At 43.6% G+C, this 12,678-nt stretch carries 10 protein-coding genes; all 10 read right to left on the reverse strand.

Going from position 1 to position 12,678, the window contains the following annotated elements:
* Positions 1-5: 5 nt before the first annotated feature.
* The 10 genes from M0221_RS06920 to serC all read right to left on the reverse strand — a co-directional run bounded on the left by M0221_RS06920 (position 6) and on the right by serC (position 12,651).
* The gene (locus M0221_RS06920; protein WP_483283358.1) at positions 6-653 is read right to left on the reverse strand and encodes a YadA family autotransporter adhesin; all 648 of its coding nucleotides are present in this window, start codon (positions 651-653) and stop codon (positions 6-8) included.
* Positions 641-1,483, reverse strand: coding sequence for a hypothetical protein (locus tag M0221_RS06925; RefSeq protein WP_483283359.1), 843 nt, complete (start codon positions 1,481-1,483; stop codon positions 641-643). The genes M0221_RS06920 and M0221_RS06925 overlap by 13 nt, the downstream gene beginning before the upstream one ends.
* Positions 1,484-1,704: 221 nt before the next feature.
* A complete protein-coding gene (msrA, locus tag M0221_RS06930) occupies positions 1,705-2,955 on the reverse strand; it encodes a peptide-methionine (S)-S-oxide reductase MsrA (RefSeq protein WP_483283360.1) in 1,251 nt (416 codons plus the stop codon).
* 173 nt (positions 2,956-3,128) lie between these two features.
* Positions 3,129-4,454: an iron-containing alcohol dehydrogenase gene (locus M0221_RS06935; RefSeq protein ID WP_483283361.1), complete on the reverse strand. Its 1,326-nt coding sequence runs from the start codon at positions 4,452-4,454 to the stop codon at positions 3,129-3,131.
* A gap of 209 nt (positions 4,455-4,663) precedes the next feature.
* The gene (locus M0221_RS06940; RefSeq protein WP_483283362.1) at positions 4,664-6,346 is read right to left on the reverse strand and encodes an ABC transporter ATP-binding protein; all 1,683 of its coding nucleotides are present in this window, start codon (positions 6,344-6,346) and stop codon (positions 4,664-4,666) included.
* A 1-nt stretch (position 6,347) separates the two neighbouring features.
* The gene (locus tag M0221_RS06945; RefSeq protein WP_483283363.1) at positions 6,348-7,430 is read right to left on the reverse strand and encodes an ABC transporter permease; all 1,083 of its coding nucleotides are present in this window, start codon (positions 7,428-7,430) and stop codon (positions 6,348-6,350) included.
* Entirely contained in the window at positions 7,430-8,497 is a 1,068-nt protein-coding gene (gene yejB, locus M0221_RS06950) for a microcin C ABC transporter permease YejB (RefSeq protein ID WP_011513762.1), read from the reverse strand. The genes M0221_RS06945 and yejB overlap by 1 nt, the downstream gene beginning before the upstream one ends.
* 91 nt (positions 8,498-8,588) lie before the next feature.
* On the reverse strand, positions 8,589-9,368 hold the full coding sequence (gene gloB, locus M0221_RS06955; protein WP_483283364.1) for a hydroxyacylglutathione hydrolase: 780 nt from the start codon (positions 9,366-9,368) through the stop codon (positions 8,589-8,591).
* A gap of 94 nt (positions 9,369-9,462) precedes the next feature.
* Positions 9,463-11,295 (reverse strand): extracellular solute-binding protein, encoded by a 1,833-nt coding sequence (locus M0221_RS06960; RefSeq protein ID WP_483283365.1) that lies wholly within the window; start codon positions 11,293-11,295, stop codon positions 9,463-9,465.
* 246 nt (positions 11,296-11,541) lie between these two features.
* Positions 11,542-12,651, reverse strand: coding sequence for a 3-phosphoserine/phosphohydroxythreonine transaminase (gene serC, locus M0221_RS06965; protein WP_483283366.1), 1,110 nt, complete (start codon positions 12,649-12,651; stop codon positions 11,542-11,544).
* Positions 12,652-12,678 lie beyond the last annotated feature (27 nt).

Raw genomic sequence — 12,678 nt, forward strand, 5'->3', positions numbered from 1 at the left:
AATGACTATTGACCAAATATGTAAGACATACCAACTCGGCCGCCGAACTTTGAGTCAGCAAAACCAAATGCACCACTGACTGACGTGCGACCATTATCTAACATTGTAGCGGCACCAATAGCTAAAGCACTTTCACCCTCATAATGACCCACACCACCAAACACAGCAACCTTGCCTGGTTGGAGATTGGGGATAGCCTGTTGTGTTGCTAAAGAAATAGCCACGCCACTATTGGCTGTTTTTTCCACATCATCGACTCGACGATTTATGCCGTTAGAGTAATTCTGAAAGCTGTTATTCAAAACGTCATACTTAGTATCAGTATAAGTATTGGCATCAGTCACTGCTTTGAGCCTAGCCGTATTTAATTGTGTGACATTAACCGCATCAGAACCCTGTGTACCAGCTACCACATTAATTATCTGACGCTCACTACCTACTGAGCCAACTGATACTGTGTTATCACGGTTTGCTGTGGAGTCACTTCCAAGCACAACTGAGTTATTCACACCCGTACTGATGCCGTTTCCTAAAACTACTGTGTTGTTGCCAGTGACCGTATTATTATTGCCGAAGCTATAGCTACCTGAGCCACTTACTGTGCTTGGATCGCCAATTGCACCAGAGTTTTTGCCGGTTACTAAATTGCCCACACCAATACTAATAGTTGGCTGCCTTCAGCTACTGCGCCATTACCTATTGCAATAGAATCTTTACCTGTGGCTTGGGCTGGTGTCGCTGTACTGTTAGAGGTCTGTATAGCAACATTGATATTAGCATCCTTACCTGCCTCACCTTTAGCGCCAGTCAAACCTTGGATGCCTTGTTCCCCTTGAGCACCAGTTAGACCGATATCACCTTTGTCTCCCTTGGCTCCAGTATCTCCTGTAGCACCCGTCAGACCTTTGATACCTTGTTCGCCCTTAGCACCAGTTAGACCGATGTCACCTTTGTCACCTTTGTCACCCTTGGCGCCAGTATCTCCTGTAGCACCCGTCAGACCTTGGATACCTTGTTCGCCTTTAGCGCCAGTCAGACCGATGTCGCCTTTATCACCCTTGGCGCCAGTTTCGCCTTTGGCACCAATTTTACCCTGTAGGCCTTGAATACCTTGTTCGCCTTGAGCACCAGTCAGACCGATATCACCCTTGGCGCCAGTATCTCCTGTAGCACCTGTCAGACCTTGAATGCCTTGTTCACCTTGAGAACCAGTTAGACCGATATCACCTTTGTCACCCTTGGCGCCACTTGTCAGTTCTGCCAATTGTGTATCACAGTTAGGCTCAGTCCCCTCAGTGAATACACAGTCAGAAATAGTCCTCCAGTCTGCCGCCATTGTTGACTCTGCCGTTAGACAGACACCACTAAGTGCCAGCATACTGATTGCTAGATACGATGCCTTCTTACTTACTTTATGACCTTCTTTGCAAATAGAAGTAACTACGGTTTTAGCTACAACAGGGTTCTGTAGTTTTTTCAGCATAGCTTGTGTCCTCTTATGTGAGTTTAGGTAGTTTCAAACGCTGAAACCTTAAATTACTACTTAACTAAAAGTATACATTTCAGTAATTATATTACATAAAAAATTTCAAAAAAAACACATTTCAATGACTATGAAGCAAAGTTATTACATTAGACAAAAAAACGCTCACTATGTCGTCTAGGCAATAGTGAGCGTTTTTAAATTTAATAAATCAATATTAATTAACTAACTGGTCTAACCTCGTCGATCCATTTACCATAGCCAGCCGCTTCCATCTGCGCCAGTGGAATAAAACGCATTGCTGCTGAGTTCATGCAGTAGCGTTTACCCGTCGGTGCCGGGCCATCGTCAAATACATGACCGACGTGTGAATCTGCATAACGGCTACGAATCTCGGTACGGGTACCAAATATTCCTCGATCTGCCTTTTCCACGACAAAGCTAGCATTCAATGGACGAGTAAAGCTCGGCCAACCGGTACCGGACTTGTATTGATCACGAGACGAATATAATGGTTCACCTGATACCACATCGACATACAGTCCAGGTTCTTTATTATCCCAATATTCGTTATCAAAAGCGCGCTCAGTACTATCTTCCTGAGAGACTTTATATTGAATGTCACTTAGTGATTTTTTAAGATCAGCTTTTGTCGGTTTTACAAAGGTATCTGGGTCAAAGCCTGCACTTGTCTTAACTGTCGACGGCTCTACTGCAGCTGACGAGGTATTCGACATTGCTGACTTTGCACTGGTTACAGTCGGTTTGAATTGGTTAAAATCTAACTCATATTTTTTACCATAGACACTTTCAATAAACTGGTAACGACCAGAGTTAAACGTATAAGCTTTATAACGTAGTGGATTCTTTTTGTAATAATCCTGATGATACTCTTCTGCTGGATAAAATTCGCTAACAGGCACAATCTCGATTACGACTGGCTTTTTATAGACGCCAGAGGCTTGCAGCGATTGCTTAGCAGCTTCGGCTATCTGTTTTTCTTGCTCACTATTATAAAAAATAGCTGGGCGATACTGGGTGCCTCTATCTACAAACTGACCTTTATCATCAGTAGGATCAGCGATTCGCCATAGTGCTTGAACGATACCATTGTAGGTAATCTTGGTCGGATCATAATAAACTTGAGCCGCTTCAGTATGCCCTGTACCACCAGCTGAAACAGTACTATAAGTTGGATTTTTAGATTCGCCACCTGTATAACCTGACACTACCTCTACCACACCAGGAATCTTTTCATAACCCGCCTCGACACACCAAAAGCAACCACCAGCGACCGTTGCTACTGCTAAATTAGGGTCAGTAGGCGCATAAGGATTGTCAATGGAAACATTTTTTATGGTAGGCGGTTTTTCAGTGGAGGCGCAACCGACATAAAAGACACTGCTCGCTACTATCGCCATGCCCACGACTTTAGCTGGTAATTTATAATTCACTAATAATCGGTGTGTCATGAAAGGCTCCTAAGGGTAATATCATGTAACCATCGTAACCCTTAGGTCTCACAGAAATATTCCTAAAGTGTTGTTTATATACACCATATTTAATGAATTAATAAAAAGCTTATTACCTTTCGATAATAAGCTTTCTATTAATTCATGATTAGATTATTCATTTAGCAAATCATCTATGCAACTTTATCGCTCTTAACATCAGTATCGGCATGCTCATCACTGGCTTGCTGAATCTTCGTTAAAATACTCTTGATTTCAGATGCTGACAGATACGTTGGCACCGCATAAGTATCGCTGACTTCTTTAGCTGCGGCTTTAGCAATGCTATCAAAGTCAGTGGTTTTCATACCTTTAACCGTTGGATCAATATTTAAAGTAGCGATCAATTCGCGAACTTGCGCAATCAGATGATCTGCAATCACAGCATCACTCTTGCCGGCTTGACCATCCTTAACCATACCCGTTTTTCTAGCCAGATCTGCTAGTCTTTTTTTGCTTGCCTGACGATTAACATCAAGTACATAAGGTAACACGATGGCATTGGCGCGACCATGAGGAATGCTATAATACGCACCAAGCTGATGAGCGATGGCATGGACATAGCCAAGGCCCGCTTTATTAAAGGCAATACCGCCGTAGTGAGCGGCAATACCCATTGCTTCTCTGGCTTTGAGATTGCCGCCGTCTTTATATACTACTGGCAGATTCTGCATAACTGACTTCACCGCAGAAGCTGCATAATAGTCGGTCTCGACGCTCGCATTAGCACTCATCCAAGCTTCTAAGGCGTGGGTCAACACATCGATACCCGTATCCGCTGTGATATGAGCCGGCATCCCTTTCATAATAACTGGGTCAATAGCGGCGGCTAATGGCACCATTCTTGGGTCGATAGATAGTGCTTTTTGATGGGTTTTATCATCTGATACAACTGCACCAAGTGTCGCTTCCGAACCAGTACCCGCAGTTGTAGGCACACAGTACAGCGGTACAGAAGGCTTTCGTGCTTTAAGAATGCCAATAAGTTGCTGCGGCTTGCAGTTGTTGCCTTGTGACATAGCAATCATTTTAGCTGCATCAATCACAGAGCCGCCGCCGATAGCAACAATAGAATCGCATTTAGCATCAACGGAGAGGCGTAGCCCTTCTTCAACCACTTTAAAAGTAGGGTCTGGCGTAATACCGTCATAGACTTTATAGCGGATATTTTTGCTATCTAGATAATCAGTGACTTTTGCAGGTATACCAAGCTTATTCAATACCGCATCAGTGACGATAAAGACATTGGTGCTACCTTCATTAATCAACATGTCGCATAGCTCATCACAAGAGCTTTCGCCGACGAATAACATCGGTCTTCTAATCGGGATAACATAAGCAAAGGCCTTTAGTACTTTGGCGCGTGTCTTGGCAACGGCTAAATAGCCAGCATGCTGTAATCCATCGGTACTTACTAACTTGCTACTTACTAATTTAGCAATACTATTTTGTTTTTTCATGGGTATAAAAATCCTTTTTTAATGATGCTTTTAATGGTAATAATGACCGTTTCAACTAACCGAATAAATCAAGGTTCAAATAATATACATAGGACCAGGTTCTATATAAAGTAAACTACTGTCCAAACTTATTGTACCATTGCGCTTTTTGGTATGTCGCTATTAGTATGAACTGCTATGTTCTGAATATTTAGTATCATTTACTTAGGCTATATCACACTCGCCTGAAATAATTGCTTTGCATACGGATGTTGTGGATTATTGAACACGTCTTCGGTACTCCCAAACTCAATGCACTTGCCTTCTTTTAACACTATAATTTGCTGACACAAGGCACGGACTACTTTTAAATCATGACTGATAAACACATAGCTGATTTGCAGTTTCTCTTGAATTTCACGTAGCAAATTCACTACAGTGACTTGCGTAGTGCTATCAAGCGCAGACGTTGGCTCATCCAATATTAAGAGACTTGGTTGCATAATAAGGGCACGAGCCAGAGCCACCCTTTGACGCTGACCACCTGATAGCTCGTGCGGATAACGCTGCGCAAACTCTAACGGTAAATGCACGGTAGCAAGACTGTTCATTACTGCCTGCTGACGTGCTACTTTAACAACGCCTTGTACTAACAACCCTTCTTCGACGATTTCCATGACAGTCATACGAGGGTTAATACTGGCAAATGGATCTTGAAAAACCATTTGAATCTGTGAGCGGAAGGTGCGCAAATCACGTTTTGATAAGGCCACAATATCTTGATTATTCACCATTATCTGACCACTGACACGCGCTTGATTGCTAAGTAATTGGCTTAACGCAAGCGCTATGGTAGTTTTCCCTGAGCCTGACTCACCAACGATGCCCAATGCCTGCCCCTTTTGCAGGCTCATATCGACGTCTTTAACAGCCTCGAACCAGCGTTTGGTACCCCCAAACAGACTTTTTTCAATTGGAAACTGTACTTGCAAGTTATTTACTTTCAATACAGTTGGTTGCTGATTCTCAGTATCAAATAAATCTAATGCTTGTCCAAATTCTTGTTTGATAAGCGAGCGAGTATATTCTGCTTTAGGCTGACTAAATACCGCTGCAGTTCTACCCTGCTCAATAGTCTGCCCTTGGCGCATAACGATGACTTCATCACTGTAGCGCCTGACCAGATTGAGGTCATGGCTAATCAATATCATCGCCATATCGTGCTGACGTTTAAGATTGTCTAATAGAGCGAGAATCTCATGTTGCAAGGTCACATCAAGCGCGGTGGTTGGCTCATCAGCGATTAAGATGTCAGGTTGCTGCGCTAATGCCATGGCAATCATCACCCGCTGACGCTGACCACCCGATAACTCATGCGGATAGCGATTTAGCTTATCAGTAGGATCGGTGATATTGACATCATTTAACAAGGTGATACTTTTTTCATGCCATTGATTTTTGGATACTCCGATTAGACGGAGCGATTCTGCAATTTGTTTGGCAACTGTATGCAATGGATTAAGCGCTGTCATTGGCTCTTGGAACACCATGCCGATGCGCTGACCACGTACATCACGTAGAGCTGCATTACGTGTTCTATCGTTGGCTATCGGTAATGTAGTCATTCCCAATGTATCTGCTAACTGCACTTTACCAGTAACGGTCAAGCTATCTGGGAGCAAGCCTAATAGCGCGAGACTTGCGATCGATTTACCAGAGCCTGATTCACCAACGATGGCTAGTGTTTGACCTTGCCTGAGCTCATACGTTAGCTTATCGACTAAAACAGTACCCGAAGTGGTTGCAATGTTAAGCTTATCCACTGTCAGCATGAGCTTATTTGATATATTGCTATGATTGTCATTTAAAAGACTATTTTGCTCAGTAGCAGTTGTCATATTCTCAGTTGTCATATTAAGAGCGCCTCGGATCAAAGGCATCACGCAGTGCTTCACCAACGAAGATGAGCAACGACAAAATAAAGGTTAAACTAAAAAATCCCGATAAGGCCAGCCAAGGCGCATCAAGATTGTTTTTCCCTTGTACCATCAGCTCACCCAGCGACGGTGACCCAGGCGGTAAACCATAACCTAAGAAATCTAGCGCTGTTAACGCAATAATATTGGCCGTTAAAATGAACGGCAGCTGTGACAAGCTTGATGCTAAGGCATTGGGCAAGATGTGCCTTAGCATGATTTGGCTGTCGGAAGCCCCCAGATTACGCGCCGCACGCACATAGTCAAAGTTGCGCGCGCGCAAAAACTCTGCCCGTACCAAACCAACCAATCCCATCCAGCCAAACAATAACATCATCGCAAATAGCATAAAAATACTAGGGCTAAATAAGCTGACCAAAATAATAATCATAAACAGCTGCGGCATACCGCCCCAAACCTCCATGAAACGCTGCCCTGCCAAATCTATCCAGCCACCGTAATAGCCTTGTATCGCACCGACGATAATACCAATCACTGCTCCTGCAAGTGTCAATGCCAGACCAAATAATAATGACACTCGCATGCCATACAGTATACGCGCCAGCACATCGCGCCCCAAGTCATCCGTACCAAGCCAATTCTGGCTATTGGGTGCCGCTGGATATGGAATACCCAGCTCAACGTTTGGCGTCTGATCAGCAAACGGAATGATCGGCATCACATAATAACCCTGATCATTAATCAGTGTTTGTACCGCAGGATCTTTGTAATTGGTCTCGGTCTCAAATACCCCGCCAAAAGTCGTCTCAGGATAGGCTTTTAGTACGGGGAAGTAGTAATCGCCTTGATACTGTACAAGTAGCGGCTTGTCATTGGCAATCACATTGGCTGCCATACAGATGACAAATATCAAGGCAAAAATGAACAGCGATATGACGCCAAGACGATTTTGACGAAAGCGATTAAGTCGTGCCTGCCAGATAGGATTTAGGCGACGTTTTTTTTCTATAGCAATAGCAGATGCGCTTGAGTGCGTTGAAGGTAATAGATGACTTGACATTAGCGCCCCTCAAAATCGATACGGGGATCAATTAAGTGATAACTTAAATCACTGATTAACTGTAATAATAATCCTACCAAGGTAAAAATAAACAGCGTGCCAAATATCACGGGATAATCACGCTGCTGAATGGCTTCGAAACCTAACAAGCCCAAACCATCAAGCTTAAAGATAATCTCAATAAGGAAATTACCGGCAAAGAAAATGCCAACGATAGCCGCTGGAATACCGGCAATAATAATCAGCATGGCATTACGAAACACATGTCCGTATAGCACTTGACGCTCAGCCAAGCCTTTGGCACGAGCAGTAAGCACATATTGCTTGCCGAGCTCTTCTAAAAAGCTAAACTTGGTCAAATAGGTCAAGCCAGCGAAACCACCAACCGTACTTGCTAGCAGCGGTAGCGCCAAATGCCAAAAGTAATCTTTGATTTTACCCAGCACGCTCAATTGATCAAAATTCTCAGAGGTCAAGCCTTGCAGTGGAAAGATATTCCAGTAGCTGCCACCTGCAAAAAACACCAGTAATATAACGGCAAATACGAAAACGGGTATTGCATGGCCGATAGCTAGTAGCATGGCTGTGACTTTATCAATCCCTGAGCCATGATGCATGGCTTTATAGACCCCAAGCGGAATGGCTATCATATAAATCAGCAGCGTGCTCCAAAGCCCAAGCGAGATTGAAACGGGTAGCTTCTCGATAATCAAATCAGTGACCGATTGCCCTTTAAAAAACGACTCCCCAAAATCCAGCTGGGCATAATTTTTTAGCATTAGCCAAAAGCGCTCAGGCGCGGATTTGTCGAAGCCATATTGTGCATTAATCGCCGCTACCATCTCTTCTGATAGGCCGCGCGTGCCTTGATACGTACTATTATTACCTGAACTACCCGCACCAATATTACCGCCCAAGGCATTGTCTTTTGCACCTTGCTCAATCATGGCGAATTGCTGCTCAACAGGACCGCCGGGCGCTGCTTGTACAATGACAAAATTCGCCAGCAATATCAAAAATAGCGTCGGTAATATCAGTAACAACCTTTTTAAGATATAACGACCCATAATGGCGGCTTCCTAATAGTAAGAAATGTGGCAATAGAAAGAATACGCAGCTAATAACTCTCAAAGCGTCAGTCAAAGCATTGATTAGAATTTAAAAGTTATTTTTAAGCTCACGTAGCGCCGCGAATACCATCAAAGACTTGTCATCATCGATAGTCACTTTAGATTTAACTCCTGCTATCACGCTCGGTTCTTGTGTGCGTAAAAATACATTTATTGCACGCTCATGCTCTAGGGTCACTGGTAGTGTCGGCACACCTTGTGCGGTTTGCGCCTCTGCTTGTGCCAAAGCTTGCTGCATCGCTTCATTATCAGGCTCAATAGATAGCCCAAAACGTAGGTTGCTAGCAGTATATTCATGTGCAGGATATAACAGCGTCTCAGATGGCAGTCCATTTAGACGCTTAAAGCTGTCATGCAACTGCTCAATCGTTCCTGTAAATACACGTCCGCATCCAGCACTAAATAAGGTATCGCCACAAAAGCAATGCTTAAGGCCATCGATATCTAATATATAAGCCATATGGCTGGCAGTATGACCGGACACATCCCATACCTGCGCAGAGCAGCCCCACGCGCTTACTGTACTACCATCCTTTATGGTCTGATCTTCATCGACATTATGCTCAGTATGCGCAACCAGATGCGTCATCGGATACGATTCTTGTAACTCTGCAACGCCGCCGATATGGTCATGATGATGATGAGTCGTCCAGATAGACGTCAGCTCTAATCCATTTTCCTCTAAATAAGCAACGACTGGTGCCGCTTGACCCGGATCAATAACAATGGCTTGCTTGTTACTCTCATTGATTAATGTCCAAATATAATTGTCATTGAACGCTTTAATTGGGTGAATACGAATACTCATACTAAATCCTTACCAGTGGTTATCTTTATTGCTAATGTCTATTAAATTCTTTCAAATTACTTTTAATGTCACTGTCACTTACTGTCATTGTCGATTACTGTTTTAAATATTGATTAACGCGTGCTTCTGCTTTTTTATCCGTCCACCAGTAATCAATACCGATGGCATTAGATGGCAGCTTTTCAGTATGACGGTATTGATTCCAATACGCGACATTGGTACTAGACTTACCATATAATGGCACCAAATAGTGACCTGCACGCAGCAGGCGATCGAGCACTTGAGTATAGAGTACAATCTCATCACGGTTTTTAGCATTGGCAAGCAACGCTGTCACTGTATCGATAGCAGTATTTTTTATGCCAGCCGTATTATGATTACCAGGCTCAGCCGCCGCCGCACTGCCCCAAAATGCCGCTTGCTCAGCACCAGGCGATAAGCTCTGGGCGAATACATCGACTACCATGTCATAATCAAAACGACGCACACGCTCATAATATTGTGCACCATCCACTTGGCGTAGCGTCACATCAAAGCCTAAACGCTTTAGATTACGAATATAAGGCAACAACACTCGACCCATGGTTTCGCCTGTCATTAAAATTTCAATCTGAGCAAGCTTGCCATCCGGCTGATACAGCTTCATATCTTCATAATAAAATCCAGCATCTAGCAACAGCTGCCGCGCTTTTAACAACCCTTCGCGATTAAAGCCACTACCATCACTGGTTGGCAGCTGCCACTCCATTAATACTGCTTTGCGCTGCATTGGTTCAAGTTTAGATAATAATGGACTTAGCACCTGCATCTCTGCATCTGTCGGCGTGCCAGTGGCGGCAAGCTCTGATCCATGAAAGAAGCTTTGCAAACGCTCATACTGCCCATGAAATAAGGTTTTATTCATCCATTCGAAATCATAAGCTGCGGTTAAGGCTTGACGGACACGAATATCTTGAAAGATGGGCCGACGCATATTCATGACAAGTGCTTGCATCGGCACTGGATTTTGACTGCTTATTGATTCTTTATTAATAAGACCTGCTTTTACCGCGGGGAAACTATAACCCGTTGCCCAGTTAGACGCTTTATTCTCTGGGCGAAAACGATATTGACCCGATTTAAAACCTTCAAAAGCAATCTCATCACTTTGATAGTAGACAAACTTAATCATATCAAAATTATAACGACCACGATTGACCATCAAATCACGACCCCAATAATTGGGATCACGCACATAACTGACCGCCCGTCCCGCATCAACGCGCCCTAATTTGTAAGGACCGCTACCCATCAATGGTGTTAGGCTAATTTTTTCAAAATCAGCATCGATAGAGGACTTGGCAAAAATAGGAAATTGACCAACCGTTAATAAAATCTCTTTATTTTTATCAGAGGCAAAAACAAATTTTACTTGCTGTTTATTAATAATCTGAATGTCTTTAATATCCCCCAAATAGCTGCGAATATGCATCGGTCCTTTGTTCAGTATCGCGTCGTAAGTGGCTTTTACATCGTGACTGGTCACCGGTGATCCATCCCAAAAGCGTGCGGCAGGATTGATATGATAAATAATCCAGCTGGTATCATCAGGATCATAAGTGACCTTACTTGCCAGCTGCGGATACATGGTAAAAGCTTCATTCAATGAGCCCGTCATCAAGGTATCATATAGATAGTCGGTGCCAGCCATTGCTACCCCCGTCGTCATCCATTTATTAGCCGCATTAAAAGTACCGCGCGCATCAAGCGACAATGTGCCACCGGTGGGCGCATTTGGATTGGCATACGGCATAAATGGGGCGTCGATATATTCAGTAGGACTATTATGACCAAGCGCAGTAGTAGTGATCGGCACCGCGATACTGGCTGGTATCCAGCTCGCCATGGTCACTAATAGGACAGTTTTTAGCATGGTATTTTTTATCATAATAAAGTTATAACAAACCCCTGTGCTAGCCCAATGAATATGGTAATAATTGACTGAAGTGCTGCTCTATAATGTAAAGCAGTAAGTGCCGCAAAATTTTATCATAACAAACTTAGTTTTTTTAACCTAATAGTTTGCAGCGTGAAAGTGACTCTATGACAATTATTCACCAATGATAAGCATTAATGCTCATAAAAAAAGACGCAACTCATAAAAGTGCGTCTTTTTGCCAAAAACTGTACTGACTTAAGCGTGCTTCTTTTCAAACGCAATCATAAAGTCGACCAGTTGCTGTACCCAGTCTAGCGACACCGCATTGTAGATGCTAGCACGCATACCGCCAACATCGCGGTGACCTTTTAGATGCAGTAAACCTGCGGCTTCTGACTCTTCTAAAAACACTTTATCAAGATTGCTGTCAGCCAACGTAAATGGGACGTTCATGATAGAACGATACTTAGGGTCGACTGGATTGCTATAAAAGCGACTATCATCAATCGTTTTATAGAGCAAATCCGCTTTTTGTTGATTGATTTTTCCGATAGCAGCAACGCCGCCTTGCTCTTCTAACCAATCAAAGACCAGCCCTGCCAAGTACCAAGAGTACGTCGCTGGCGTGTTCGACATAGATTCTTTTTCGGCTTGGTGTTCATAGTTCATGAGTAACGGGCACCACTCACTTGCCTGCCCTAATAAGTCTTCGCGAATGATGACAATAATTAGCCCTGCTGGACCAATATTCTTTTGCGCACCAGCATAAATCATCCCAAACTTGGACACATCAATCGGTTGTGACAAAATGCAAGATGACATATCAACGATAATAGGCGCATCAACTTTCGGTGGCTCAAATACTTGCAAACCATGAATGGTCTCATTGGCACAGTAGTGGAAATACGCCGCATCTTCGCTCAGGTTCCAGTCACTTTGGTCTGGCACGTCGGTAAAGTTACTGTCTTTGCCTGTTGCCACCAGATTAACTTCACCAAGGCCTAAATTAGCATAACGCTGCGCTTCTTTAATGGCTTTTCCTGACCAAGCACCAGTAGTGAGGTAGTCACCGCGTCCACCATTTAACAGATTTAATGGAATGGCTGAAAACTGTAAGCTGGCACCACCTTGCAAAAACAGCACTTTATAATTGTCTGGAATATCCATCAATGAGCGCAGTTTGGCTTCAGCTTTTTCAGTAATCGCGATGTATTCTTTACTACGATGGCTGATTTCCATCACCGATACGCCGCGTCCTTGCCAGTCTAGCAACTCTTCTTGAGCACGTGATAACACGGCGGTCGGTATAGTAGCAGGTCCTGCTGAAAAATTAGGTACACGGTTAGGAGCGGCTTTGGTAGTCATAATCATTATCCTAAATATGATAAAATC

This window comes from Psychrobacter sp. ANT206 (genome assembly GCF_056880555.1).

What these genes read in the sequence shown, in the direction of transcription:
- M0221_RS06925 (WP_483283359.1), bottom strand. Translation starts at nt 1,483, where the DNA reads ATGCTGAAAAAACTACAGAACCCTGTTGTAGCTAAAACCGTAGTTACT.
- msrA (WP_483283360.1), bottom strand. Translation starts at nt 2,955, where the DNA reads ATGACACACCGATTATTAGTGAATTATAAATTACCAGCTAAAGTCGTG.
- M0221_RS06935 (WP_483283361.1), bottom strand. Translation starts at nt 4,454, where the DNA reads ATGAAAAAACAAAATAGTATTGCTAAATTAGTAAGTAGCAAGTTAGTA.
- M0221_RS06940 (WP_483283362.1), bottom strand. Translation starts at nt 6,346, where the DNA reads ATGACAACTGAGAATATGACAACTGCTACTGAGCAAAATAGTCTTTTA.
- M0221_RS06945 (WP_483283363.1), bottom strand. Translation starts at nt 7,430, where the DNA reads ATGTCAAGTCATCTATTACCTTCAACGCACTCAAGCGCATCTGCTATT.
- yejB (WP_011513762.1), bottom strand. Translation starts at nt 8,497, where the DNA reads ATGGGTCGTTATATCTTAAAAAGGTTGTTACTGATATTACCGACGCTA.
- gloB (WP_483283364.1), bottom strand. Translation starts at nt 9,368, where the DNA reads ATGAGTATTCGTATTCACCCAATTAAAGCGTTCAATGACAATTATATT.
- M0221_RS06960 (WP_483283365.1), bottom strand. Translation starts at nt 11,295, where the DNA reads ATGATAAAAAATACCATGCTAAAAACTGTCCTATTAGTGACCATGGCG.
- serC (WP_483283366.1), bottom strand. Translation starts at nt 12,651, where the DNA reads ATGACTACCAAAGCCGCTCCTAACCGTGTACCTAATTTTTCAGCAGGA.